The following is a 26,600-nucleotide window of genomic DNA, read 5'->3' on the forward strand; positions in this document are numbered from 1 at the left end:
TAATGATGTTATCGGGGCAGGAATTAAAAAACTTACAGTCACAATCCGAACGACTGAATGTATTAAAGGAGCATGATGCTGTTGAGAACTGGGATGAGCTCCATGTTTCGGAGCTCAACAGTGAAGATGCTAACGGTAAACTAATTGAGCCTCCTGATATTCAGTTTATTGAGCAAACTTCTTATCTGTCATTACTTGAACAAAACAACATGCTTTCAAACGAAATTCCTTTTCATGAAGCTAATCAAGAACATGCTGAACAAGAGATTAAAAATTTAACTGCCGAAGAAAAGGAAAAGATTAAAGAAGAAACCGGCTGGTCGGATGAAATTATTGACGCTATAGGTTCAATGGAAGAATACGAGATATACAAAAAGGCAGGATTGCAGGAAGCAGAGGTTAACGGAAGAAAGTGTCTCATACGAGAGGATATTAACCCTGATTATGAAGATGAGGATGGAATTTCTAATAGTGAACGAATGAAGCGTGGTTTATCACCATTGACTGAGAGTGGGGAAGTTATCGAGCTTCATCATATTGGTCAGAAGGCAGATTCACCTTTAGCAGAGCTAAGTAAGAGTGAGCATCGTGGTGGAGGAAATGATACAATACTACATGACAAATCAAAAGAAACTGAAGTTCACGGTCCAGGAAGTATCTGGAAAAGTGAAAAGACGCAACATTGGAAGGCTCGTGTCAGCTCAAGCTAAATATTAGGAGGATGTTATGTCATATATTATTTCAACGATTAAGGAGCTACCTGAGCTTCTATCACTTACTCCAGCTTCAGAAGTAGAGATTTCTGATGCGGAAATCCAATTATGCTTGCGTTTCTCCGAGGAGTACAGAGCATATCTTGCCGAATTTGGAGCTATACTTGCAGATGGAGTAGAGTTGACTGGTATAGCAAAATCTAAGCGACGACATGTGGTAGATGTAACAACACAAGAAAAGAAATTGAATACCAAGATTCCACATAACCTATATGTCGTTGAAAATGCTGAGATTGATGGGATAGTTATATGGCAGGATAGTCAAGGAACGATCTACAAATCTATAGTGAATAGTGAACCTGTTAAAATTGCTGACTCACTTACACAATATTTGACACGATAGAAGATAGAAATAAAGCACTAAGATATCCTCAAGTTGAAGGTGCACCCTAGTGCTTTATTGTTTTCGCTGATGTTAGCAAGTGAACAAGCTATCATGCTGTAGTGAACAGCTTTCAAACGCCTTTGGACGGACATACTTTAGTGTTTTGTATTTCGCTTCGTAGCTCTCGTAACGATAGGCATGTTCTCGCACACAGGTTGGGGCAAAGTGTTCATTGAATCCTACGTATTCAGCTTATCGTCTACGATTATAGGCGATAATGTCATGAGCACCTGCTTGCCATAGAGTGCGTGATAAATTTTGCGGACAAGGTTACGATGTTATCTGAAAATGGGGCTAAAACCGTGATCGTTCCAATGGATAATCTTAACGAGCTTTCTAACGTCCCACCTATAGCTTAGGTTTTGTAATTTCAAGAAGTGGCGATATAGTAGGAGATACTATTACAGTGAGAAGAGAAATCATTGAAGATCTATCTAGAGAAATAACGCTGATCTTAACAAAATCAAAACAAGTTTTAGAATCAGACATGAAAGACTTAGTGCCTGATAAAGAAATTGCAATTTTCTTAGAATATCTTAATATTGATCTAATTGGTAGAGTAAAAAATAACTTGATGAATGAACTTAAAAAGCAGTTTGAGTTTGAATTGAAGAAACGTATTTTAGATCAGGATTCTTTATGGGATCAAGTTTATCAAAAGCGTGAACAAGACGGTGATAAATATAGTGATATAGGTAAAAAACTAATTAGAGATCATTTAGATAGCTCCTTTGAGAGCAAGGGCTGTAATTATGATCGATACTATACTGATAATCTCGAGAAAGCCAAAAATGCAGTTAGAGATAAACTGTTGAGTTCCTTGAATGGTAACGTTATAGCATAGTATGTTTTTTCCTAGGATACAATTGAAGTGCAATCAGATTGAGAAGCTATAAAATCAAATAATATTATCCGTTAATATCTCGAAACTCCTGTTTAATTTTATAGACACAATATAGACCTACGCAATAATAGGAGGTAAGATAAGGTAATATACGATGGGTCAAAATAATCAATAAGAACCTAGATTGTTAGCAGAACTTTAAATAACATTCAAAACGTATTGAATTCAATCTACCGCTATAGTGACTTGAAATAATAGTGGGGACGGATTGGGGACGAAAACGATCAGTTTTGAATATAAGGCAACCAAAGAGAACCAACTAGAGATGAAGAAACCCCTTATAAATCAATACTTTACAGTACTCCAACAAAGACAAACCAACTTACCTTGATTCCCGCATACGATGCACGTAGAATCGGTAGCTTTGTTGGTGAGGAAGGGTACTGTGAACATCTCAAAAAGTTGACCTAAAGCCTAAATAGTCTTGTTAAAGCTTATAAAGTCGTGTTAAAATCCAAGCGAAATTCAGGTATCCACTCCTGTTTTCCTAGGCTTCTTTCGTAAATCAGGGGGGAGGTCAGGGGATAGGTTTTACGGGAAAGGGAAGATCTGAAACTCCTCAGTCCCTTTCAAGCTTCCCCCCCCCGATTTTACTCCAATTTGTAGGACGACTTTATTTGCTCAGATTGAAACAGGAAAGTGAGGGCTAGAGGCGTTAAAGCCAAGTAGGGCAAGGCTTTGTGAAACGGTGCATGTGGAAGGGGGCGTGAGACGACTATTTAGGAAATGCACAATGGTACAGAGAGCTGGGATTGCAGTGGTAGAGCGGGCTTGGGGAGTAGTACAGATGGGATGGAAAGATGAAACATAGACACAAAAATAATAGAGTTGACTGATTGTTGACGAATTCGGTAGGTTAGATTGAATATATCGAACTTTAAGTCCTTTTGTCAAAGAAAAGGTACATCCTTCGGAAAAATGAGGGGTGTACCTTTTTCATGTATACTTCAAATATCATGAGGACACTTCCGCTTAGAAGGAGGTGTGTAGAATGCAAGGTCAAAATCATGAAATAAGCGATTCGAGTTAAGGTTCTACAGCATCACTGAGAATTTTTTTCATGCAGGAGAATTATCTGGGATAATAGAACTAATTAGAGAAAATGACATACCTAAAAGAAAAATAGAAATAAAACATATGAAGTAACCTACTTGATGCTTCTATCAAAGCTAATAAACTTTGCTTCAGCATTGGAAAATCTAATGGTTTCAAAACAACAGGGCCTCTGAAAAACAAAGACTTAATTACGTTATAAGGTAATTACGAGTTTTTTTGGAGGCCAGTTTATTATAGTAGAAGGTATTACGTAATAGAGGTTTAGGAGGAGAGAGGCTAATGAGTAAGAAAGCTAAACCACAAACAAACTATGTGCAGCACTTTTCAACAAGAATTCCATGGAAGGATAACGAGTATACTGGGCGAATTGACAATAATCCTAGGTATAATGTAGCTGCTCAAGTAATCCCTAACATTGCATCATCACGGGACTTAGAGTTTGAGGAAGCAAATAGAGGTAAAAGTTACGAACAAGTAGGACCAGTAAGGATGCAAAACTGGATTACAGAGAATGCTGCGTTCATGAGTGATACCAAGCTTTACCTTAAAATCAACCATCCATATAAAAAAGGAAATGCTAAATTCAAGCATTTTGAAGAAACAACTTTTGGGATGGAACCTTATTCATTCTTATTGCGCCCTTTTTCATGGACTTTAAAGGATAATGCTATTGAGAAACAAAAGTATTACAATTTTTATTTTGACTTAGAAAAAACAGAACAAATGCTGAACTGGTCAAGTGCGTGGGTATCGCATGGAGAATCTCAAAAGGGGATTTTCGATTACTTCTTTTCCGGAAGTAGTCCGCACAATTCATTGATCTTTCCATATTACAAACAAGTTCCATTTATCGAAGATAATCGGCGTGTAATTGCTGGAATAGGAAATATAGTATCAAATGTAGAAATTCATGAGTATGAGTCTAATGGAGGCAGTGACGAAAAGAACTACATTTGGGAGACAAATGCAGCTCATTCAATAAGAGTTGATGGTAAAGATGGCTTTTTAATGCCATATCATGAAATTTCAGAGTATATAAAAAAGCATCCTGATTTTGATGTATCGAGTGTCACATTGTTTGAAGCGGTAGGTTTTAGATCGGAATTTTCATATGCAGCTGAATGGGTCAGCTACGATGCGGCTATTGATGTTCTAAATCAAGCGAAAAGTGCATTGAAAAATATAGCTAACCTCAAGCTAAAAGAAGCCAATCATGAATGGGTTAATGTTCAACTTGAGTATGTTGATAAACAATTAAAAAGCGTTTGGAATCAACGTGGTATTTTCCCAGGAGTAGGTTCAATTTTATCAGCTTTCGGTGTTCGATATGGTTTCGATGTTGCTCATCATATTGATACTTCTGAAAACGACTTGATTTCTGAGTTGAAGTTATATTTTTCAGGTGAGAAAGAAACTGGCAATGAGAAACTGGATGACGGATTGGCTGACAAAGAGGATGAGTTTTCTGGCTTACTAAGAGATGAAAACAAAACTCGATATTTCGAACTTTTGTCTCGATTGAATCTCTCTGTTGAACAAGCAATTTATGCTTGGGGTGAGCTGAAAATTTATGCAGCTGAAATTGTTGAAAACCCATACATATTATTCGAACTTACACGAAAAGAAAAGGACGAACATCAAGTTACTATTTCCCAAATCGATAATGCAATGTTTGTGAATCCATTGGTGGATAATAAATATCCTCTAAATAAACCAACTAAAATGAGAACTGAAAGTGATAAGCGACGATTTAGAGCTATGGTAATATTTGTTTTAGTTCAAGCCGCAAATCAAGGCCATACTTTACTCAGCTATGATCAAATTATTGAAGAAATTAATAAATTACCATTAGATCAAAAAACGGATTTTCAAACTGAAAAAATTGAAGGTGTTTTAGAGTTTTTGCAGGAAGGTGAATTATACGTTGATGTCGAAAATTCTTACATCAAACTGAAAGAATATCAAGATTATAAACAATTGGTAGTCGATATAGTAAATAGCCGTTTAGAAACTAGTTTATCTAGTGAACAAAACTGGAAAAAAATTATTGATAACCAATTTGGAAAGCTTCAAGAAAATAATGAAGAAAACGATCAATTGGCTCGTGATGAAAAGTCGACAGCATTAAAAATACTTGAATCGTCTAGAATATCTGTCTTATTAGGGAGAGCTGGGACGGGTAAAACATCAGCATTGGGAATTTTTGCTTCTTCTAAAGAAATTAAAGCTGGTGGAGTATTAGCATTGACCCCTACTGGGAAAGCAAGAGTTCAACTTGAGAATTCATTTAAGAAGAATAGTGTTGTAGCTGAGATTATGACCGTGGCACAATTTTTAATTCGTTCAAAAGGATTCAGTAGGAACACAATGGCTTATAAACTGCCAAGCCAACCTAGTTCGAGTATTGCCAAAACAGTTATTATCGATGAAAGTTCAATGCTGACTGAAGATATGTTTGCTGGCATATTAAAGCTTGTTGATTCTCATGCTGAAAGACTTATCTTTATAGGGGATCCAAATCAATTACCTCCAATAGGAGCAGGACGCCCATTTGTCGATTTGATTAGTTATTTAGTGAGTGCTTATCCTGAAAAGGTCGCAACATTGAAAACTGAGATGAGACAAGGCTCAGGTGGTGATGATTTATCATTTGCTCAAATATTCTCAAATTCGGATTCAGTCGATAAAGATGTAATTTACCGTATTCAAAACAATCAAACAGATAATCGTCTTAAATACATTCAATACACCGATTTAGACGAGTTAGAAAAGTGTTCTTTGAAGAATTGGTGGAAATTACAAATATGACAAATGAAAATGATATTGATGGTTTCAATAAAAGTTTGGGAGCTACTGTAGGCAAATATACAAATTATCCAACTAGTGAACATATAGAAGACTGGCAAGTTTTATCTCCAACTAAATTTATTGGTGCAGGAAGCTATTATTTGAATAATCAACTTCACCAAAAATATCGTCAGGACATTGTCGAGCAATGGAGTACATATTCATGGTCAAAAAACAGTCCTCAATCTGTTCAAAACATTGTTTACGGGGATAAAGTCATATCTAATGTAAATGGTGAGAAGGATTACTGGGATGGTTCATCGGGGAAAGCATATATTGCAAATGGTGAAATTGGTATTATGACGGATTATCCAAGCCACTATGGCAAGAATGATAAGAATACTAGTTGGTATAAATTTCGTTTTGGCTCATTTGAGGGAAAAGTATTTTCATATACTAAAGCTGATTTTGGTGGTGATAATAGCGACTCTAAGTTAGAACTTGCTTATGCTCTTACAGTTCACAAATCGCAGGGTTCTAGCTTTGGTAAAACCATAGTAGTCATAAATGGTAAAAGTTCATTTGTTACAAAAGAACTTTTGTATACAGCGTTTTCTCGTCAAAGAGAAAAACTAATTGTATTAAGTGATTTGTTAATTCAAGAATTAGTTCAGTATGCGAATGACTGGTACTCGGATACCAAACAAAGGTATACAGACTTATTTGAAGTTCCAAACATCATTGAGATAGAGTCTAGTAAACAAAAACGGTACTTTGAAGAAAAGTTGATCCATAAAACGATACGTGGTGAAATGGTTAGATCAAAGTCCGAAGTAATTGTGGCTAATATTCTCGATAAGATGAAAATTGAGTATTTCTATGAAGAACCTTTAAATGTTAGTGGTAAAACCTATATTCCTGATTTTACTCTACGCTACCAAGGCAAAATTGCTTATTTAGAGCATCTTGGAATGCTAAGAGATAGATCATACAAAGAGCGTTGGGGCGAGAAAAAGGCAAATTATGAAAGTGTGGGAATTTCAGAGACTCTTGGAAATTTGATAATTACCGAGGATGGATTAGACGGAAGTTTGGATGCAACGTTAATAGAGAGTAAAATTCAAACATGGATAAAAAATAGGTGATTTGTTCCCATCAACAATGCAGGTTCTAACACAATACTAAATTGTTTCAGACCTAAAGATATAAAACTACTAGGTTTGAGCGTGTAGTCTCAAAATCATTTTTCCAATGTCAGAATGATAGACCAAAGTGGATGCCCCCTTATAATAAAAGGACATTGACGGGTTTCTGTTGATGTAAAATTGATGTAAAACATCAACAGAAACCATCGGATTGCAGCCAAACAGATCGCAAGCCAATTGGCAAAAATCCCCTCAAATCAAGGTTTCTGCGGATTGCAACAGCTCACATCCTAGTGCTACATGTTTCCGCATACGGTGCATGTGGAGTGTACAGTAAGACTTGAAAGAAAAGACACAGCCGATTAAACTGTATCTTAGTTCTGTGGAAGAGGGTTAGAGAGATTATAGTGAATTTTAATCTTTTCGCCCTCGAATACTTCAATTTTCTGTATTAACCTTTTTAGAACGTGTTTCACGACCTGTACATCGCTAATGTCGAGGGTCGAGAACCGTTCTATTTCTTTTTTGAAAACTTGTAATTGTTCGGTGAGGTCTTGCCTTGCTTCAAACAATACAATTAGTTCAGCTTTTCTATTCGATAATTCTTGTTGTTGCTTTACTATTCGTTCGTTTTGTTGCTTGAATTGCTCTGACGTAATCTTATCATCAACGTGTAGACTTTACAGCTTGTCAAAGCGTTTATCCATTTCGGCTAATTCTTTGTCAATACGCGCCAATTCCTTTTTGGTATTAGTGTGTACCGAATTAGCTTTTTCCTCGGCAATACCGTATAGCCTATCCATACTTACGTTATCCCTAACCAACGCCGCTAGGTCGTCCTTAACTGCTTGTAGTAATTCTTTTTCTGCGATAATATGCGACGAGCAGTAACTAGATGTATATTTAACGTATCCGCCGCAAACATACGCCCCTTTACGTCTATCGAGCTTGAAGTGCATTCCGCTACCACAAGCAGGACAAACAACGATATAGGAAAACAGGCTTTCTTTACCGTTGCTTTTATGCGTACCCTTCTTACGTATGAGTACTTGAATCGCTTCGAAATCTTCGTCAGACACTAATGCAGGATGAGTGTTTACGGTAATAATTTGCTTATCCGCTTCGACTTTTCTGCGAATTTTATATAGTTCCGATTCTGCAAGTGTTCCTGTCGTTTCTTCACGCCGATAAACAAGATTACCTAGATATACGGGATTGGATAAAATGCCCTTAATCGTGCTCTGTTGCCATTTGGTGCCTGCATTTGAAACACCCGCGCTAGCCCTTGGTGTCGGAATACTCCTACGCATTAGGACATTGCTTATCGTGAATATTCCCCGACCTTTGTGTAAGTATAACTCGAATATTTCTCGCACGATTGGGGCGGTATTCTCATCAATTTCAAGGGCGTTTGTCGTCTCGTTGAACGTGTATCCGTATGGCGGAATTGAAACTGGACGTGTACCCTGTCTTGCACTAGATTGTAGTCCCAACTTTATACGTTCGGATGACTTAGCGTTCTCCTATAGATGTTCACGTTAAGCTAACTGGCAGGATTGTTGAATAAAGTTGGTAGCTTCTTCATATTACTTCCACAAACTTAAAACTTTATAAGCGTATATATAGTCTAAAGCAATAATAACAAATACAGGAGGTATTTATGAGAAACAAAGCTATTAGCTCATGCCTTTTAATTTTTATGCTGATCTGTTCGGCTTGTTCTAATGTCGAAGCTCTGCAGCGGGAAGGAATATCAACCTCAACCAACCAAGCAAAACAAAATAATGGAGAGTCTTCTAACGAGATTGTAAACAATCAAGATAGTTTAACATTGTTAAATATTGTGTTACCTAAAGATTGGAAGCTTGATAAAAGTGAAACTGTTGTATATAATTTTTTAGATGAAAACGACGAGAATAGAGGAACAGTTAGTGCAATTAACTACATGGATAACTTTAATTTTCTAACACAAATGCCTAATCATAGTAGTGTAACTAATGATGAATATATTGATCTACCTTTGGGTAAATCTAGATTAATTACATTAGATTCCGATAATGGTTCTGCTGCCTCAGGTATTACAGGAACACATGATATTTATTATGCATCACTACCTATAAAAGGAAAGGCTATTTATATGTTAAACTTCACAAAAAATGATAAGAAGCCTGAAACTAAAAGTCAATTTATAGAGATATTAAATAAGTTAAGTTTAAAGTAATTAGGCAAAAGAATTTATAGCTCAATCACAAATTAAAAAGAACTATTACGCTAATGGGACACGATAGTTCAAAATTGACCGCCTAATTATGAACTGCACCCCAATTGTTAGACATAACTAACATTTGGAGGTGCAGTTTTTTTATGACCAGGTACAGTACAGACGAAAAAATCCAAGCTATTATGCGTTATAAAAAGGGATCCGAGAGCTTGAAAACCATTGCAAAATCAATCGGGATTCACCATTCTGTCTTTTCAAACTGGATTAGTCAATATGAGCATCATGGTGAAGAAGCTTTTAAAAAGGGCTATACATCATATCCTGCACAGATTAAACTAGACGTACTTAATTATATGAACGAATTCGGGACGTCTGTTAGAGAAACGGCTGCGATATTTAATATTGCGAGTCATAGTACCATTTTAAGCTGGCATAGAAGCTTAGAGTTACATGGAATGGACGCCCTACAACCAAAGAAGAAGGGGCGTCCATCCATGAAAAAAGAACCTAATAAACGAAAGATTCAAACGTTAAAAGAAGGGTCTGTTGAGGCATTACAAGCAGAGGTAGAGCGTTTGAGAATGGAAGATGCATATTTAAAAAAGTTGAATGCCTTAGTTCAAAACAAGGAAAAATCACCAAACAAGACAAAGCACGAGTAGTCTATGAACTAAGGAACGAATTTTCGGTGAAAGCACTCCTGCAGCTAGCAGATATCCCTCGTAGTACGTATTATTTCGTGGTAAAAACGTTTGGTATGCCCGATAGAGATAAGGAGCTAAAAGACGTTATTCAAGCGATTTACGAGGAGCATGAGGGTCGTTATGGTTATCGTCGTATTCGTGACGAGTTAGTGAATCGAGGACACCATGTGAATCATAAAAAGGTACAACGCCTGATGAAGGTATTGGGTTTAAAGTGTGTGGTACGTATGAAGAAATATCGTTCCTATAAAGGGACGATTGGCAAACTCGCACCGAACATATTAGAACGTAACTTCCACGCTGAGAATCCAAATGAGAAGTGGGTTACGGATATTACAGAGTTCAAATTATTTGGAGAAAAGCTGTACTTATCTCCAATTCTAGATCTATATAATGGTGAGATTATTACGTATACAATCGGTTCAAGGCCGGTCTACTCGCTTGTTTCAACGATGTTAGATCAAGCATTCCGTCGATTAACCGATGAAGATAACCTCCTTATTCATTCTGACCAAGGCTGGCACTATCAGATGAAGCAGTATCGTCATGCCCTTGAAGAACGAGATATCAAGCAAAGTATGTCCCGTAAAGGTAATTGCTACGACAACGCCGTCATTGAGAACTTCTTTTGGTATCATGAAATCTGAATTTCTATATTTAAAGGAATTCGAAAGTATCACACATTTCAAACAAGAGCTATCAAAATACATCGATTATTACAACAACAAGCGAATTAAGGCAAAACTAAAAGGCCTGAGTCCGGTACAGTACCGAACTCAGGCCCAACAAGTCGCTTAATTATATACCTGTCTAACTTTAAGGGGGCACTTCATTCGCAATGTTGCGAACAGGGCGGTTTGCTATGTCATAGAGGGCAGCTTGAAAGTTAGCAGTCAACCGGCACTCTACAAGTTATCTTGCACGTTTTTAAGGCTAACTTATTAATAGAGCAGTTACACAAAAAATAAGATTACTCTGCTACAACTTGTTGGCCTGCAATCCGGCCGAATGTGAAGATATCAGCGATGGCATTACCGCCAAGACGGTTTGTACCATGAATGACCCCTGTTACTTCACCTGCAGCGAACAACCCAGGGATGACTTCGCCTTTTTCATTCAAAACGCGAGTCTTCTCGTCGATCACCAAGCCGCCCATTGTATGGTGAACGGAGGGTACAGCTTTTTCGATGTAGTAAGGGCCTTTTTCAAGAGATTTCAATCCACCGCGATGTTTGAAATCAAGGTCTTTACCTGTTTTCGCATAATCATTTACTTTATTAATCGTTTCTTTCAAAGTGTTCACGTCAATTTTAAAGAAATCAGCCGCCTCTTCAATCGTATCGGCTTTAAAGAGCAAGCCTTGTTTAACGAGTTGATCGTATTCGTCTTGATGAACTTCGATCGTTTTACCAATATCCTCAATGCCTTGATTCCATAATTGATACGTATATCCACCCGTTTGGGCAAGAATTGCTTTAGAAATAACGTCACGACGTTCTAATTCCTCAACGAAGCGCTTGCCTTCTTGGTTAATCAGGATCGCACCATCGAAGCGGGAGTCTGCAACCAGGGAAATAACACCTGTCTCAGGATTACAGATTGGATACGTTTGAATACTCTCCATGTTTGTCAGTTTGGCGCCAATCGTTTCTGCCATAACGATACCGTCACCTGTAGATCCTGGTGTATCGGTAGTCATATATTTTTCATCCATTGTAGGGTTATACTTCTTACGCATCTCTACATTGGATCCAAAACCACCGGTAGTGATGATGACGCCTTTGTTCGCATGGAATGTGATCTTGTCGCCAGTACCCGAAGTCGCAGTTACACCTGTTACTTTGCCGCTTTCGTCCTTCAGCAAGGTTTCGGCTTTCATATTCGTTTTGATCGTGATTTGATCAGCGTCTGTTTTGGCTTTTAACTTAGTAATCAATTCAACACCTGTATGACCTACAGGAATCAACGCACGTTTTCTGGAATGGCCACCAAATTGGAACAGATGATCAGGTAAGAACTCTACCTTGATATCATCGCGCAGCCATTCGGCAGATGCTAGAGCATTGTCGGCAAGAATACGAACCATCTTTGGATCCCCGAGGTTGTCTCCGCCTTTCATCGTATCATTATAGAACAAGTCAGCCGTGTCATCTGTGATGCCAAGAGCACGTTCAACCCAGTTGTCAGGCGCATTCATCTCACCACCGGAGATCAATGTGTTGCCGCCAACAGCTGGCATTTTCTCGAGCAGAACTACATTAGCTCCAGCGCTCTTCGCTTCGATAGCCGCACTAAAGCCAGCACCCCCGGCACCGATGACGACAACATCATAGGTTTGCTCGACTTCTTCTTTGTCTTTGCTTCCACTGACTGCAGCGCCAGCGACAAGGGTAAGTCCAGACTTCGTAATTGCATCTTGAATGGCTTCGAGATATCCTTTGCTTGTAACTGTAGATCCGCTAATGGCATCAACTTTTGCGCTGTTAGTTGCCATGACATCTTGCTTGAGCTGTGTATAAACAGGTTCTGCAAGTACTTCATTTTCCTTATGCTCTGTCACTTTAATGTCAGTGATCTTGTTATCTAATAAGGAGACTTGTACTTTAATATCGCCATGTTTACCTTGCCCAACTCCTTCAAAGACTTGAACTCCGTTTGCATCTGCAGCGGGCTCTGCATCTTTACTGCCGCAAGCAGCAAGCGTGAACATAAGACTGAGGACTAGTAGAATAGATAACAGCTTTTTCGTGTGAGTTCGCATAATATCTCCTTCATTCTGTTGTGGATTGGTTACATACACTAGGGAGAGGAAGATTTGCTAGGCAAATCCTTTATCTCTAGCCTAGACATGAATGTTATTTCATGTGAAAATATGCACAAGACCTATTATAGATTTAGTACAGCATTATGTATTTGCACAGATTAGTGTTTTTTTGTCTTTTTCGGGCATGTAAGAAACGGATATTGTGAAGGGCTATGATTACAATGAAATCAATTCACTTAAAAATTACGTTAATCGCAGGAGGCTGCTTCTTGCTGCTGTTCGTTGCATTGCTTGTAACAATATATTTGGAGATGAACCATACGGTTGTCCCTTTGAATAAGAACTTAACGCAGCAAGTGGTTACTGCACGCAGCGACCAGATTGATTATTGGTTTAATCAGCGCATTGGAGAGATAGACATGCTTGCTTCTCTAGCTTCGGACCATCAGTGGACACGAGATGAATTGCTGCAAGAGTTCGATAAGTTCGAGGCGAAGAAGAAAGTAGAGTACGAATCCATACGCGTGGTGGATATTCACGGAAATTCCTGGTCAGCAAGGGACAAGCCTTTTTCGATACTAAACCGACCCTACTATCGAAAACTGCTGAATTCAGATTCCAATTATGTGGTAAGCAATCCGATCGTATCCAAAGCGAATGCAGCCGAAATCGTCGTCATTCTTTATCGCGTGAATCCATCGGTGAATGATGAGGTAGCTTATATTGCCGCAGCCGTCTCCGTCAAGAAGATGAGGGAGATTGCTCAAGATGTAATGCTATATGACCAGTCAGGCCAGCTTATCGTCGATTGCAGAGAGCTGGGTGAAGAAGATGGAGCGGAGGATACAGCAGATAAGAAGAACATGAGTGTATTTGAGGCTCCAATTCAAAATGTGGAAGGCTGGAAGTTAGTACTAAAAGTACCGAATTCAAGTCTATCGTTAGCGGTGATCAAAACCCAGCGGACTGCATTGCTGGTAGGCGTTCTTATCGGTAGTGCGTTTATCGTCTTTCTGGTGCTGCTTGCTTCTTCCATTATTCGTCCAATTCAGTCGCTTCGCCAGGTAATGGAAAATGTGCAGAACGGCAACCAAACCATACGAGCAGATGTTACGCGCTCGGATGAGATCGGCGATCTTGGACGAAGCTTCAATGACATGCTTGTTCAATTATACGCTGTGGAGCAGGACCGAAAGGAGATGGAACTCAGACTGATTCATGAGCAGATCAAGCCGCACTTTTTATACAACACATTGGATACGATCCAGTGGATGGCAACGGAACATGGAGCAGACAATGTGGTGGAGATGGTGGAAGCGCTTAGCGCGTATTTCCGATTAGGGCTTGGCACAGGCAGTCCCTACATTCTTCTTGATCAGGAGTTGTACCATGTCGAGAGTTATCTTCATATTCAAGGTGTGCGATATGAGGAGATTCTGGACTACGAGCTTCGATATGATGAAAAGCTTGCTCAGTGCCAAGTCGTTCGCTTCATGCTGCAGCCTTTGGTGGAAAATGCGATTTATCACGGGATTAAGCCACTTGGGGATCAAAAGTGCAAAATTTCGATTACAGCATATCAACAGGCCGATTATTTGGTCATTAAGGTTGAAAATAATGGGGTTATGATTCCGGAAGAGAAGCTTGAGCAGATAAATCAAGCCCTTCTTGATGATACATATGATCGTTCTGCCACAGGCTTTGGGCTATACAGTGTAAACCATCGCATTCGACTAGCTTACGGAGTGCCATATGGCCTTGCAGTGAAGAGCGAAGATGGCATTACCGTTATGGTCATTCGAATACCTTTGGACGGGGAGTGGAATGAAGATGTGGAAGATTGTCATCGTCGATGATGAAACGATCATTCGCAAAGGCTTGCGACAATACATTGAGGAGAGTCCGTATCTTTTTGAGGTTGCAGGAGAAGCGAAAAGTGCAAACGAAGCATTGAATATGGTGGAGGAAGCCCCACCACATGTATGTCTTGTGGACATCAACATGCCGAATATGAATGGGCTCGATCTGATGAACATATTGCGCGAACGCTGCCCGTCGGTTCTGGTTGTCATCATCAGCGGGTACGATAACTTTGAATATGCGCGTCAAGCCGTGCAACTGCAAGCATTCGATTATGTATTGAAACCTGTGCCGAAGAGTGATCTGAACAAGCTGCTTCATCGGATCGATGAGCATCTTCAGGTAAAATATCCTTTGCATTCACATGAAGGCAGGGTGGATAAGGAGCGGGAGCTTCCCGGGTATACAGGGGATGGAACAGTGCTTATCCAAAAAGTGACCGAGTATATTGACAGTCATTATCAGGATCCGGAGCTGTCTATTACTCGAGTAGCAGCACTATTTCATATCAACCAAACCTATCTTAGCAAGCGTATGAAGCAAGAAATCGGTGCTTCATTCCTTGACTATGTCACTGAGCTTCGGATATCGAAGGCGAAGGAGATTCTGGATGACGTAATGCCGAATATCAAAATCGGGGATCTGGCCGTGAAGGTAGGGTATAAGAGCCAGTACTATTTTAGTCGTGTGTTCAAAAATAGAGTCGGCTCAAGCCCCTTAGAGTACAAAAAGCATCCGTTCGGTTATGGATAGGAGGGCCATTCTCGTCCCTCTGCAGCACGCCATAGATGTTATGCTCGGTTCAGATCTTCAAATTCTTAACAACCATGAAGAAATTGAAGCGGTTAGAAAAGTTAGTAAGGGATCATCCCGGAGGATCGTCTAATAGTCATTGCAAGAAGCAGAAAATATCAGAACTTGCAAAGGAGCTTTTGTCAGCTCAGACATCATTAAGTAAATCGAACTTTATTGTTATAGCTACTAAGTATTTATCTATTTCCATAGAGGAGAGCTTAGAAAGCGACGATATCTTATAGAATATTCTAGCCTTAGTGGACAGACGAGTTGGGGAAAAGCGGATTTTAAACATGAGCGAGAAGATGAAGTTAAAGCATCCAATTGTGCAATATTTTTATGAACTAAGCCGTCAAGAGCAGATAAACTGTCCGGAAGTGTCTTAGGACTCCTCATATAAGTTTGTTCACATTGTCCACCCACGCATGTGGAGAGTGTCGCTCTACTGGTAAGGAAGGATACAGTGCTATGAGATCCTTATATTTATTGGACTTTACGGACAAGTATGAGAAAAAATCATTGTTAAAGAGATGGCTTCATTGCCGTCTCTTTTTTGTTTCACTTTTTTAGTATTGCACTGACTCTGGTTCCCGCTACCGCATCCTACGATCACAAGCATGAAAGACTGCACGAAAATTAGTGTTGATGCTTATGTTTAACCCCTCTCTGCTCTGCTAGGTGACAGGCATCATAGACGTACCTGCGTGATGTTGCTACGATGTTCCATGGAAATTAAGCGAAAGTGATCACAAGAAATTACAGAAGGAGTTATTTATCGTGAAAAGAATCGTAACACTGAGCACCCGCAAACTGATGGATACCGCAAAACACGGCGGATGCGGCGCATGCCAGACCTCTTGCCAGTCCGCTTGTAAAACTTCCTGCGGCGTTGCAAACCAGAAGTGTGAAAATGCAATGAACAGATAGGATTCGGAATTTTACCGCCCATTGCTCTGCTGATGGGCGGCTATTTTTAAGAAATGGATACTATCCCTAAAGGATGGCGAAGCCGTTTCTACTTGTGTGCAAAAGGAGCTTGATTAGTAAGTATGATTCATCAATATAAACTAAACGGATACAATATCGTGCTCGATACCTATAGTGGCTCGGTGCATGTTGTTGATGACCTAGCATATGAAATTATAGCGCTTTATGAGAAAACTTCTGTCGACAAAATCGTGACAACGCTGTTGGATAAATATAAAGATGATTCCAGCATTTCCGAGAGCGACATTCGAGAAACCATCGCGGATATCGAGGAGCTTATAAATGATGGACAGCTCTTTACAAAAGATGAGTATGAGAACCTCTCGCTCGATTTAAAAAAACGGAAAACTTATGTTAAGGCACTCTGCCTCAATGTTGCGCATACCTGTAATTTGTCATGCGACTATTGCTTCGCTAGCCAGGGGAAATACAACGGAGATCGAGCAATCATGAGCTATGAGGTTGGACAAAAAGCTATCGATTACCTGCTTGGAAATTCGGGTCATCATCGTAATCTTGACATCGACTTTTTCGGCGGGGAACCGCTCTTGGCTTGGAAAGTGGTTAAACAGATCGTAGCTTATGCAAGAAGCAAAGAACAAGAATACAAAAAGAAGTTCCGCTTCACCTTCACGACGAACGGGATGCTGCTGAACGATGAGGTCACTGAGTTTTTAAATCAGGAAATGTACAATGTCGTATTAAGCCTGGATGGAAGAAAAGAGGTTCATGACCGGCTTCGCCAAACGGTTAACGGAAAAGGCAGCTATGATCATATTCTTCCGAAGTTCCAGGAATTCGTTCGTAAGCGCGGAGACCAAGAGTACTATGTACGAGGAACTTACACTCGTAACAATGTCGATTTCACCAACGATATATTTCATATCGCAGACCTTGGTTTTGACAAAATTTCGATGGAACCGGTCATCTGTGATCCAAAGGAGCCCTATGCACTTACCGAGGAGGACCTGCCGGAGATATACAACCAGTACGAAATTCTCGCGAAGGAAATGATCGGTCGCGGTGAACAAGGCAAGGGTTTTACCTTTTATCACTACATGCTAGACCTCTCGGAAGGACCTTGCATCCAGAAGAGAATCACTGGCTGTGGGTCAGGAACCGAATATCTTGCCGTCACCCCTTGGGGAGAGCTTTTTCCTTGCCACCAGTTCGTAGGGGATGAAGAGTATAGCATGGGGAACCTCTGGGATGGCATCACAAAACCTGAGCTGCAATGTCAATTCCAAGAGAGCAACTGCTACTCGAAGCCGGAATGCAAGGACTGCTGGGCTAAACTCTACTGCAGCGGTGGTTGTCCAGCCAATGCACTGCACGCGACGGGTTCCCTGGTCGGAACCTATGATTTCAGCTGTGACGTCTTCCGCAAAAGAGTCGAATGTTCCATGATGGTGAAGGTGGATGAATCTATTAGAGCGATGGAAGAGCAACCTAACTAGTTAACGTAACGGGTGGGTAACGGTAACCGAGAAATCGACACTTTTAAATGAAGTGCTCTTTCTCGGTTTTTTGTATGAATTCGGAGAAGAAGGACTGTAAGACAAGAAAGACGATCAGTTTCTGCAAAGTGCAGATCAATGATCGTCTTTTAATCTGAATCTATGGAATGAATTCCGTGCGATAGGTTGGTATATCGTTGTTATAGCTATGTATTATTTGATGTCTACATACATAGCACGATGAATGTTACCTGAAAGCGGACCGAAGGATAAAAAGCTGAGGGTCAGATATTGCCTCAGTCCTCCATTTTATTGGACGTCGTAGGTACGTGCCTAAGTCTGAATAATAAATCCCCTCAGGGATTCTGCATAAAAATTTGCAGATTTATGTAGTATCTATTTAAATGAAAATAACGATCTCTTCCAAGAACAGAGAGTTATCTCCCACTATCACTTCACTAACCCTCCCCCAACAACTCCCCAACAGAAACCTCCAATGCTTTCGCAATTGCAACCACCTCATAATCCTGCACAAGTCTATATTGACCTTCCAATCGCGATAAACTGGTCGGGCTAATGTCCAAGCCAAAGGTTTGCAATTTGGCAAGGAAATCCTTTTGCTTCATTCGCTTAGCTTTTCGAATAGCTATAACTCGGGTCCCGATAATGTTTTTGTCACCCGGGGGCTCTTTGCGATGCCTCATTTTGGTGTCACCTCACATTTTAACCAAATTGTATGCGAGGTAAGTATTGTTTTAATGCGGATATCGAATTAAAATGAAATAAACCGATAAACGCATTAAAATTTCCATACATCGTCTACAGATATAGCTTTTCCCGGAAGGTGGGGGTGCAATGCAACATCTGATGTACAAATATGAGGAGGAAAAGCGCAAGCTGAATGAACTCGGACAGCAATCACTGGAGCAGGGAATTCCGTTAAGCAGCAATGAAGCGGTTCAGGCCCAGAGTCGTAAGGTTGACGAACTGATTAATCGGATGTACCAAGAAAAAAACGGACATACAGTGTCGTTTCGTTTGAGTTTCTATCTTGGAGGGGATATGGTGGACTTTCCGGCATGGTTTTTACAGACGATTCAAGGTCGATTGGATGAGGTGACCGCACAGATTGAACATCAATCCGAACCTAGATATGTTTTTGAAGAAGAGCGCAAAGCTTTTCAAGCGTTGTTTGACTCCATGGACATTGCACGTATGCCAGAGTTTGAGCACTGGGAGGATAAGCTTCAATCGAAGCAAGCCGTTCTTTATGAACGTCTATATCTTCAAGGACTAAAGGATGGCATGCAGCTTGCAAATGCCCTTACTGCCCTTTCAGTTCTCTCGGACTAAGACATGCCCTGTGGGTAGCGGAGTAGCACATAGGTATCGGAACCAAAGGGGATATATGTATATCTTATCTTCAGACTGTCAATGCGACAGTCTTTTTTATTGCGTATATATTTGGAATTTTTGTTTTTTTAGATGCTGTTCATCCAAAAGAGGGCAGACCTCCATTCATGATTTGAATAAAGGGATATCTTCCCATATTGTCGAATAACCATACATATTGTAAATCTATATCAGACGAGGTTTTGCTATGCTTAAAGCGGTAAAGTCCTTCTTTAAAAAATCCGAAACTAAGCCACCACAGGCAGTGCGTAAGACACAAACTCCCAAGTCGAAACCGAAAGTTGTTTCCACACGAATTGGAGAGTTAGGTGAGCATAAAATCAATATCCAACTTGACCAGCTACCTAAGGAGTGTAAATCGTTAAGCGATCTAATGCTCCCTAATCCCAAGTCTCGAACAGGTTACACCCAGATTGACCATATCGTTATTTCCCCGTATTGCTTATTTGTCATTGAGACAAAAAACTACAATGGGGAAATTAAAGGTGGGCGAACGGATCAACAATGGTCAGTGAGCAACCGTTACAAGATGTATAATCCGCTGAAGCAAAACTATGGACATATAAAGGCCATTGAGAACCTGATACAAGGTATAGCTGCAGTGAAATTTATCTCTATGATTTCATTCACTATGAGATGTCGGTTCAGTATTGATCCGGATCTTCGGAAAATCCACTCGGACGAACTGGTTGTCTATGATGTGGAACTAAGTGAGTTTATCTCTAGGAAGCTGATTAGTTTAAAAACGGGAACCCCTGAACCTCCTATATCTGCGGCGCAGGTCCAAACCATATATGATCGTTTGGCTCAGGCTAATGTTACCGATTCCGAGATTCGCAAACTTCATGTACAGAGAATAAAGGGAGGTCCACTATGAAAAGTATGTGGCTTGTTCGAGCAGGAGAAAGGGCATATCTTATTAATGAATTTAAAGATAAGCAAGCTGTAGCGATTGGTTGGGCTCCATTGGGAGATATCGGTGGGGTAAATACACTGCAAGAGATGAAGAGGCTTTTGAAGGTACGGTATCCTGGATATAAAGAGGGTAAGATCAATATTACTGCTGGTCAGATTTTTCGTTTTGTAAGTGAATTTAAAATAGACGACCAAGTAATCACATATAATTCTGAAGAGCGACTCTATTACATAGGAAGAATCAAGTCGAATTATGAATTTAAGCCAAATTATATTACGGATAAGCCTCATATTCGCAGAATAGATTGGGAGGGGACTGTATCTAGAGATGTTTTGACGGCAAGCGCCCGGAATACTCTTGGTTCCATAATGACTATTATATCTATCCCGAATGATGTTCAGAAGGAATTGCTCAAACAAATGGTAATCGGACAGACCGATGGTAATCAACCAAGTCAACCCATAGAGTCTGTGCAAGCTGAGACGGAGGAAGAAGCTGAAGAATTAGAGCTAATTAAGGAAGACGTCATTGAGAAGTCCAATGAATTTATCAAAGATAAGATTGCTAAGTTAGACTGGGAGCAAATGCAGGAACTTGTTGCGGGCATCCTTAGAGGAATGGGCTACAAGACACGAATATCACCCAAAGGGCCGGACCGGGGAAGAGATATTTTTGCATCCCCAGATGGTCTAGGGCTTGAAGAACCCAGAATTATAGTGGAAGTAAAGCACCGTTCAGGCAGTATGGGATCTAATCAAATACGTAGTTTTACCGGAGGATTAAGAGTAGGAGATCGGGGGATTTATGTATCTAGTGGTGGATTCACAAAGGAAGCAAAATATGAAGCGGAAAGATCGAATATTCCTTTATCGTTAATAGACTTGGATCTGCTCGCGGAGTTAGTAACACAATACTATGATCAATTTGATTCAGAGACACGGACATTAATACCGTTAAGAAAAATATATTGGCCGTTATAAATTTGAATGTTTTTCTATATAGACATTCTTTTGAAGAAGAGCAAGGCCTTCCAAGCGTTATTTGTCTCCATGGATATTGCACGTAAGCCAGAGTTTGAAAATTGGGAGGATAAAGTTTCTTTAAAGTAATCTGTTGTTTATGAACTTTTATATCTACAGGGGCTTAAGGATGGCATGCAGCTTGCTAATGCATTTGCTCCATCTGTTCTCTCGGATTAAGACGGAATTAAAAGGTATACGTTAACTATATGTTGGGGCTGTCCATGCGACAGTCCTTTTTCTTATATGCATGATTGGAAGGAATACATTCCCATATTGTCGAATTACCAAATATATTGTAAATCCAGATGACTCCGTATTGCTTATTTGTCATTGAAAGACGAAAAACTACAATGGAGAAATTAAAGGTAAGCGGACGGATCAACAATGGTTAGTAGGTAACCGTTACAAGATGTATAATCCACTAAAGCAAAACTATGGCTATATTAAGGCCTCAATTACAGGTAAAATCGATCTATGACCAACTGAGCCAAGCAAATATTACAGACTCAAAGATTCGCAAACTTCATGTAAAAAAATATGACTACTAGAAATCGTTAACTAGTCTTGGAGGTCAACATGCCATTACCGGAATCAGTCACGCAGATTTTCAAGCGTAAGCAAAAATCATACAAAATGGTCCTCATCCTATCCTTAATCGAAGAGCTGAGAGCCTTTCATCAGGAGCGCGTATCGTACGATCACGTGAAGCAGCGGTTTCTTAACTACTTTATAGCTGAACAGGATAGTGGAAACCGGGTAGATCTGCCACCAGGTCGAGAACTATGGAGTGATGCACCCAAAAGCCAGCTGAAAGATATTATTAACAGTCCAATTAATGCGCTCTCGCATATTTTGTTTGTGAACTCGGAGGATAACACCATAGGTTTTCATAGCCAGATTCAAAGACAGCTAGGGGAAGAGGAGCTATCGCAATTAGAGAGACTAGCTAATGACGAACTCCAGTCTTATAATGCCGCTTTGCAGCATTTCTCTTTGCAAGGTTATTTGGAGAAAATCATGGCGGATTACAGCTCTGCCAAAAAGGAAGCTTTCGCAGGCCATTCACTGGGTACATTGTTTCGTCAGACCCTTCCTTCCGAGCTTAAAGTATTACCTTTCATAGATGAGCAATACAAAGTTCAAGGTTCGGTTGGACAAGGGAATTGGGCAACGGTTCCTTGGCTAGCAATTCTGGATAAACGGATCACGGAAACGACACAACGTGGAGAGTATATTGTGTATCTGTTCGCTTCGGATATGAGTGCTGTGTACCTCACGTTTATCCAAGGAGTAACAACACCTATCCAAGATAAAGGGCGCAGAGAAGGCTATGCTTATCTACGAAACCGAACACAAGAGATTCGAGAGCTCCTTTCTCTTGCCCATATGAATAAGGATGAGAATATTCACCTGGTAGACAGCGGTCTAGGCCAAGATTATCAGGTGTCTACTGTCGCTTACATCAAGTATGAAAGAGGAGCCGTTCCGAATGACGAGCAACTAATCCAAGATCTCGAGAATGTGATGGAGGATTACCGTCTATATGTGGACACTGTGACTTCTACAGGTAATGTAGCTGATAATGAGGAAGTGGAAGTAGTGACGCAAGAAGCGGAGCCCTTACAGGATGAACAAGTAACAGGGATCCTCCACCAAATCCAATCTCACATCCGTCGCAAAGGTTTCTTCTTCCCTGAGCACCTTATCGAGAATTTTTACCTCTCGCTAAAGACTAAGCCTTTTGTCATTCTGGCAGGCATATCCGGAACAGGGAAGACTCGGTTGGTGAAGCTGTTTGCAGAAGCTCTTGGTGCAACGGGGAATAACGGACAGTTTACCTTGATCCCAGTGCGGCCGGATTGGAGTGATCCTGCGGATCTGCTGGGGTACAAGGATCTTTCGGGCAGGTTCAAACCGGGTCCGCTTACGGAAGTATTAGTAGAGGCGCGGAAGCCGGAGAATGGACATAAGCCATATTTTATCTGTATGGATGAGATGAATCTGGCGCGGGTAGAGCATTATTTCAGTGACCTGTTAAGTGTGCTGGAAACGCAGGACTGGCAGGAGGGGAAGATCCAGACACAGGATCTCATATCTTCTACCATGCTGGATACGCCTGAGGATCAAGTGAAGTTTGGCAGCCTCGGTATCCCGGAGAATGTGTTCTTAATCGGGACTGTGAACATGGACGAAACGACACATCCTTTTAGCAAAAAGGTACTGGACCGAGCCAACACACTGGAGTTCAATTACATCAATCTGCAGCAGTATCCGGACATGAGTGAGCAGGAAGAGACGGAAGATCCCGCTGATCTTGCCGAACTGAATCATCTTTTTCTGCGCTCCGATTATTTGCAGCTAGTGGATGCCTATGATGCCAACAAAGAGCTAGTTGTCCGGACGACAGAGAGATTGGTTATGATCAATGCTTTGCTTGAGGATGTCCATGCTCATGTAGGTTTCCGGGTACGCGATGCGATTTGCTTCTATATGATCTATAACGAACGGTACAAGCTGATGAATGAGGAAGAAGCTTTTGACTGGCAACTGCTGCAAAAGATACTGCCGCGCATTCAAGGGAGCCATTCTTCGGTTCGCCGGGTATTGTTGAACTTGATGAAAGGGGCTCTTGGTACCGGATCTGGTGTTACAGTAGACTTCCAAGCTTTTATGGATGATGCTTCTCCACTCTACCTGAAATGGGCTGCTGGACAAACTCCCCCTACAGCCAAACATCCACAAAGTGCGCGTAAATTGGCTTTTATGCTTAGGAGGCTGGAAGAAGATGGATTCACCTCATACTGGCTCTCTTAATCAGGCGGTAGAATTGCTCCGTGTAGAAACGGAGCTTTTTACGCTTTTTCTTCAAGGAAGGCCATATCATCCTACTGTGGAGACCTTGCAGCTTCATCGTTCTTCTAGTCAGGAGTGGGTAAATGCTCAGTTTGGGATTACATGCTCCGAACGGCTTGGTAATGTTCAGATTAAAGTGTTTTCTCCTGAAGCTCACGGGATGGTGGACTGGCAGCCGGGGGAGTCGGTCTTTCCTTGTTTTTATGAGACACAGTCGTATGAGCTGGTGATTCAGAGGAAGACCGCTGCTAACCTCTCTTTTTATCATGACAATGTGCTGCTTCGGCAGGCAATTAAGCCCCTAGGGGAGTCTATTCTTGCGGGTGTGCTGAACTTTGGGAATGAGGTCGGTTTGACGGAATGGGAGATCCGCAGTTCGGGACAGGCTTTGCTGCGGGTAGAGATGGAGATCTTCCCCTCTAAAATGGATTACAAGCTGGATTACCAGAATATTTTAAATGAAGTGAATGAGCAGATTTATAACTTGGCTTTTGATTTTTTGCGCAAAACCTACCAACTAACAGGCTTGCGGGAGACGCAGCATCAGAGCCTGACGGAGTTTTTCACCATACTTCAGCATGTGTTTAGACAGCTCTTGGATGCGGTTGAGCGGATTAACAAGAATCCCCATTACGCTCTGCTCCAGGACCGCCGACTAGTGGACGCCAATCGGGTCAAAAAGGCCGGAAGAGAGAACATCCGTGAGCTCGCGAAGCATCCTGAACGATTAAGAGAAGACATGAACCATGGATTCTTGACCATCGGCAGCCGAAATTACACAGCCACACATTTAATGGAAACACGAAGACGCCTCGCCTATGATACTAATGAGAACCGGTTCATCCGCTGGATGCTGGAACGCATTCATGGAAAGCTGAAAGAGCTCAAGGGTCGCTGGAAGATTAAAAACCGAACCCCAGATCCATTACTTATAAAAAGGTTAGACAACATGCTCACTCAACTAGAGCGGGTGCTCAAGATGGATTTTTTGCGTGAGGCTGGAGTAATGAGGCAGATGTCCGTTACACTGGTGCTGCAGATGGCCCCTGGATACCGCGAGGTCTATCGCTGTTATCTAATGCTGCTCAAAGGCTTGTCGATCCAAGGTGATCTGCTGCGACTGTCTATGAAGGATGTCGCGCAGCTCTATGAGTATTGGTGTTTCTTGAAGCTGAATCAGCTCCTGGGGCAGAAGTATAAACTGGTGAAGCAGGATATTATTAAGGTGAATCGAAATGGTATTTTTGTTACCCTTGACCGCTCGCAGAGCGCTAAGATGGTGTACGAGAATCCAGTTAACGGAGAGCAGTTCATCCTGTATTATAATGCGATTCCTAGCTCGGATAAGGCACCGACGCTCAATCAGCGTCCGGATAATGTGCTGACACTGAAGAAGAAGGATGCTGGCAAAATCAAAGAGTATAAGTATGTTTTTGATGCGAAATATCGGTTAAATCCGGCTTATGAAGGGACTTCCTATCACCGCACTTATAGGCAGCCTGGTCCTGAAGAGGATGACATCAACACCATGCACCGTTATCGGGATGCCATTGTGTATCAGGAGAAGGGATCGGGAGAATATGAGCGAAGCATGTTTGGCGCCTATGTGTTATTCCCCTACCCGGATGAGGAGCGGTATAAGACCCACCGATTCTATAAAAGCATCGAGCTATTGAACATTGGCGCTTTGCCATTCCTACCGAATTCTACGAGCCTAGTTGAGCGATTCTTGGAAGAGATTATTCAGGATAGTCCGGAAAAAGCTTATGAACGCTCGACTCGTCCGCGCGGCACGAAAGAATACTATGCCAACCAACTCGCGGGTAAAAATGTTCTTGTTGGTTCTGTCCGGGGACCCGAACAAGTGGAAGTGGCGCTGCAGAAAGCTTTTTATCACATGCCGTTAAGGAATCTTGCAAATCAGAAGATCCTAACGCAAATTGAATACGTAGCGATGTGCCAATCCCGCAAAAAGTTCATTGATCCTGCAAAAACGGGGATTCACTGGGTAGGGAAAGTAGCGGATTGGAAGGTGCTGCGGCGTAATGAGATTAAAGAGGTTCCTTGTCGCTCGGGTACTGAAGAAGATCTGTATGTACGATTTACGGTTGAGGAATGGAAAGCAATTACGTCTCCTATCATGCTAGGTGGTCAAAGAATACAAACGGTGCTCTATACGAGTAAATATATTCTGGATCGTGCCTTGGAAATCGCGGAGCTTCGCTTAGAAACGGAGGGAGATCTTCGTGAATGGCGTGAGAAACGCCGAAGGGGCAGAGTGAAGGTGAAGTTGGATCATGAGCAGTATGTGGACTTGGGGAAGGTTGTTGAAGTTCGGAATATTTAAGGTTAGTGAACATGAAGTAAGGTTTGTCTAATGAATTCCATAATTATGAATTTATTGTTGACAACCCCAGCGGATTAAAATATAGTAATCCCATCAGATTAATACAAATTATTGATGTTTAAATTTTAGTGATTGGGAGTACGAAACGGAATATGCTGACTGGTTCAACCAGAGGCTCAGGGGACAAACGCTAGTCGTTGTCATCTGAGCC

Annotated in this window: 19 protein-coding genes and 3 pseudogenes; 18 read left to right on the forward strand and 4 right to left on the reverse strand. The window is 41.1% G+C overall.

Features of this window, described 5'->3' with window-relative positions; all coding sequences use genetic code 11:
* The first annotated feature begins 2 nt into the window (after nucleotides 1-2).
* Both NST58_RS03985 and NST58_RS03990 read left to right on the forward strand, forming a co-directional pair.
* A complete protein-coding gene (locus NST58_RS03985; protein WP_339246347.1) occupies nucleotides 3-710 on the forward strand; it encodes an HNH/ENDO VII family nuclease in 708 nt (235 codons plus the stop codon).
* Between the two features lie 16 nt (nucleotides 711-726).
* On the forward strand, nucleotides 727-1,116 hold the full coding sequence (locus NST58_RS03990) for an SMI1/KNR4 family protein (RefSeq protein WP_339246350.1): 390 nt from the start codon (nucleotides 727-729) through the stop codon (nucleotides 1,114-1,116).
* 120 nt (nucleotides 1,117-1,236) lie between these two features.
* Here NST58_RS03990 and NST58_RS03995 read toward each other — a convergent pair.
* Nucleotides 1,237-1,401 (reverse strand): annotated as a pseudogene (locus NST58_RS03995) (IS5/IS1182 family transposase); the annotation flags it as partial.
* 163 nt (nucleotides 1,402-1,564) lie between these two features.
* On the opposite strand from NST58_RS03995, the gene NST58_RS04000 reads away from it, so the two are divergent.
* The 3 genes from NST58_RS04000 (at nucleotide 1,565) to NST58_RS04010 (ending at nucleotide 7,050) form a co-directional block, all read left to right on the forward strand.
* Nucleotides 1,565-2,002, forward strand: a complete 438-nt coding sequence (locus NST58_RS04000; RefSeq protein ID WP_339246353.1) for a hypothetical protein — start codon at nucleotides 1,565-1,567, stop codon at nucleotides 2,000-2,002.
* A 1,395-nt stretch (nucleotides 2,003-3,397) separates the two neighbouring features.
* On the forward strand, nucleotides 3,398-5,926 hold the full coding sequence (locus NST58_RS04005) for a DEAD/DEAH box helicase (RefSeq protein ID WP_339246355.1): 2,529 nt from the start codon (nucleotides 3,398-3,400) through the stop codon (nucleotides 5,924-5,926).
* On the forward strand, nucleotides 5,923-7,050 hold the full coding sequence (locus NST58_RS04010) for an ATP-binding domain-containing protein (protein ID WP_339246357.1): 1,128 nt from the start codon (nucleotides 5,923-5,925) through the stop codon (nucleotides 7,048-7,050). The genes NST58_RS04005 and NST58_RS04010 overlap by 4 nt, the downstream gene beginning before the upstream one ends.
* 680 nt (nucleotides 7,051-7,730) lie before the next feature.
* Here NST58_RS04010 and NST58_RS04015 read toward each other — a convergent pair.
* Nucleotides 7,731-8,543, reverse strand: coding sequence for a recombinase family protein (locus tag NST58_RS04015; protein WP_339246360.1), 813 nt, complete (start codon nucleotides 8,541-8,543; stop codon nucleotides 7,731-7,733).
* Between the two features lie 167 nt (nucleotides 8,544-8,710).
* On the opposite strand from NST58_RS04015, the gene NST58_RS04020 reads away from it, so the two are divergent.
* Both NST58_RS04020 and NST58_RS04025 read left to right on the forward strand, forming a co-directional pair.
* Nucleotides 8,711-9,271, forward strand: a complete 561-nt coding sequence (locus NST58_RS04020) for a hypothetical protein (protein ID WP_076282538.1) — start codon at nucleotides 8,711-8,713, stop codon at nucleotides 9,269-9,271.
* Between the two features lie 143 nt (nucleotides 9,272-9,414).
* Nucleotides 9,415-10,773 (forward strand): annotated as a pseudogene (locus tag NST58_RS04025) (IS3 family transposase).
* Nucleotides 10,774-10,945: 172 nt separating this feature from the next.
* On the opposite strand, the gene NST58_RS04030 reads toward NST58_RS04025, so the two are convergent.
* Nucleotides 10,946-12,736: a flavocytochrome c gene (locus tag NST58_RS04030; RefSeq protein ID WP_339246363.1), complete on the reverse strand. Its 1,791-nt coding sequence runs from the start codon at nucleotides 12,734-12,736 to the stop codon at nucleotides 10,946-10,948.
* 272 nt (nucleotides 12,737-13,008) lie between these two features.
* Here NST58_RS04030 and NST58_RS04035 point away from each other — a divergent pair, with 272 nt between their 5' ends.
* The 5 genes and pseudogenes from NST58_RS04035 to scfB all read left to right on the forward strand — a co-directional run bounded on the left by NST58_RS04035 (nucleotide 13,009) and on the right by scfB (nucleotide 17,838).
* Nucleotides 13,009-14,595, forward strand: a complete 1,587-nt coding sequence (locus NST58_RS04035) for a histidine kinase (RefSeq protein ID WP_051491355.1) — start codon at nucleotides 13,009-13,011, stop codon at nucleotides 14,593-14,595.
* Nucleotides 14,570-15,352, forward strand: a complete 783-nt coding sequence (locus NST58_RS04040) for a response regulator (RefSeq protein WP_036684791.1) — start codon at nucleotides 14,570-14,572, stop codon at nucleotides 15,350-15,352. The genes NST58_RS04035 and NST58_RS04040 overlap by 26 nt, the downstream gene beginning before the upstream one ends.
* 52 nt (nucleotides 15,353-15,404) lie before the next feature.
* A pseudogene (locus NST58_RS04045) lies at nucleotides 15,405-15,780 on the forward strand (hypothetical protein); the annotation flags it as partial.
* A gap of 391 nt (nucleotides 15,781-16,171) precedes the next feature.
* On the forward strand, nucleotides 16,172-16,321 hold the full coding sequence (scfA, locus tag NST58_RS04050; RefSeq protein ID WP_076098734.1) for a six-cysteine ranthipeptide SCIFF: 150 nt from the start codon (nucleotides 16,172-16,174) through the stop codon (nucleotides 16,319-16,321).
* Between the two features lie 122 nt (nucleotides 16,322-16,443).
* The gene (scfB, locus tag NST58_RS04055; protein WP_339246366.1) at nucleotides 16,444-17,838 is read left to right on the forward strand and encodes a thioether cross-link-forming SCIFF peptide maturase; all 1,395 of its coding nucleotides are present in this window, start codon (nucleotides 16,444-16,446) and stop codon (nucleotides 17,836-17,838) included.
* A gap of 458 nt (nucleotides 17,839-18,296) precedes the next feature.
* Here scfB and NST58_RS04060 read toward each other — a convergent pair whose 3' ends face one another.
* Nucleotides 18,297-18,542 carry a helix-turn-helix transcriptional regulator gene (locus NST58_RS04060; RefSeq protein WP_076276950.1) on the reverse strand — a complete coding sequence of 82 codons (246 nt, stop codon included), beginning with the start codon at nucleotides 18,540-18,542 and terminating at the stop codon, nucleotides 18,297-18,299.
* A gap of 151 nt (nucleotides 18,543-18,693) precedes the next feature.
* On the opposite strand from NST58_RS04060, the gene NST58_RS04065 reads away from it, so the two are divergent.
* The 6 genes from NST58_RS04065 to NST58_RS04090 all read left to right on the forward strand — a co-directional run bounded on the left by NST58_RS04065 (nucleotide 18,694) and on the right by NST58_RS04090 (nucleotide 26,389).
* The gene (locus NST58_RS04065) at nucleotides 18,694-19,191 is read left to right on the forward strand and encodes a hypothetical protein (RefSeq protein WP_339246368.1); all 498 of its coding nucleotides are present in this window, start codon (nucleotides 18,694-18,696) and stop codon (nucleotides 19,189-19,191) included.
* Between the two features lie 247 nt (nucleotides 19,192-19,438).
* Nucleotides 19,439-20,128: a nuclease-related domain-containing protein gene (locus NST58_RS04070; RefSeq protein ID WP_076185150.1), complete on the forward strand. Its 690-nt coding sequence runs from the start codon at nucleotides 19,439-19,441 to the stop codon at nucleotides 20,126-20,128.
* Nucleotides 20,125-21,147: a restriction endonuclease gene (locus NST58_RS04075; protein WP_339246372.1), complete on the forward strand. Its 1,023-nt coding sequence runs from the start codon at nucleotides 20,125-20,127 to the stop codon at nucleotides 21,145-21,147. Before NST58_RS04070 ends, NST58_RS04075 begins: the two co-directional genes overlap by 4 nt.
* 400 nt (nucleotides 21,148-21,547) lie before the next feature.
* Nucleotides 21,548-21,667 (forward strand): NERD domain-containing protein, encoded by a 120-nt coding sequence (locus NST58_RS04080; protein WP_081387522.1) that lies wholly within the window; start codon nucleotides 21,548-21,550, stop codon nucleotides 21,665-21,667.
* Between the two features lie 98 nt (nucleotides 21,668-21,765).
* Nucleotides 21,766-24,003, forward strand: coding sequence for a DUF3578 domain-containing protein (locus NST58_RS04085; protein WP_339246376.1), 2,238 nt, complete (start codon nucleotides 21,766-21,768; stop codon nucleotides 24,001-24,003).
* Entirely contained in the window at nucleotides 23,975-26,389 is a 2,415-nt protein-coding gene (locus NST58_RS04090; RefSeq protein ID WP_339246378.1) for a restriction endonuclease-like protein, read from the forward strand. The genes NST58_RS04085 and NST58_RS04090 overlap by 29 nt, the downstream gene beginning before the upstream one ends.
* The last annotated feature ends 211 nt before the right edge of the window (nucleotides 26,390-26,600 follow it).

The organism is Paenibacillus sp. FSL R10-2796, assembly GCF_037965315.1.
Lineage (GTDB): Bacteria > Bacillota > Bacilli > Paenibacillales > Paenibacillaceae > Paenibacillus_AQ > Paenibacillus_AQ odorifer.

Coding starts and splice junctions, on each gene's coding strand:
- NST58_RS04020 (WP_076282538.1), top strand. CDS start 8,711: ATGAGAAACAAAGCTATTAGCTCATGCCTTTTAATTTTTATGCTGATC.
- NST58_RS04090 (WP_339246378.1), top strand. CDS start 23,975: ATGGATTCACCTCATACTGGCTCTCTTAATCAGGCGGTAGAATTGCTC.
- NST58_RS04040 (WP_036684791.1), top strand. CDS start 14,570: ATGTGGAAGATTGTCATCGTCGATGATGAAACGATCATTCGCAAAGGC.
- scfB (WP_339246366.1), top strand. CDS start 16,444: ATGATTCATCAATATAAACTAAACGGATACAATATCGTGCTCGATACC.
- NST58_RS04075 (WP_339246372.1), top strand. CDS start 20,125: ATGAAAAGTATGTGGCTTGTTCGAGCAGGAGAAAGGGCATATCTTATT.
- NST58_RS03990 (WP_339246350.1), top strand. CDS start 727: ATGTCATATATTATTTCAACGATTAAGGAGCTACCTGAGCTTCTATCA.
- NST58_RS04005 (WP_339246355.1), top strand. CDS start 3,398: ATGAGTAAGAAAGCTAAACCACAAACAAACTATGTGCAGCACTTTTCA.
- NST58_RS04085 (WP_339246376.1), top strand. CDS start 21,766: ATGCCATTACCGGAATCAGTCACGCAGATTTTCAAGCGTAAGCAAAAA.
- NST58_RS04010 (WP_339246357.1), top strand. CDS start 5,923: ATGACAAATGAAAATGATATTGATGGTTTCAATAAAAGTTTGGGAGCT.
- NST58_RS04030 (WP_339246363.1), bottom strand. CDS start 12,736: ATGCGAACTCACACGAAAAAGCTGTTATCTATTCTACTAGTCCTCAGT.
- NST58_RS03985 (WP_339246347.1), top strand. CDS start 3: ATGATGTTATCGGGGCAGGAATTAAAAAACTTACAGTCACAATCCGAA.
- NST58_RS04070 (WP_076185150.1), top strand. CDS start 19,439: ATGCTTAAAGCGGTAAAGTCCTTCTTTAAAAAATCCGAAACTAAGCCA.
- NST58_RS04065 (WP_339246368.1), top strand. CDS start 18,694: ATGCAACATCTGATGTACAAATATGAGGAGGAAAAGCGCAAGCTGAAT.
- NST58_RS04060 (WP_076276950.1), bottom strand. CDS start 18,542: ATGAGGCATCGCAAAGAGCCCCCGGGTGACAAAAACATTATCGGGACC.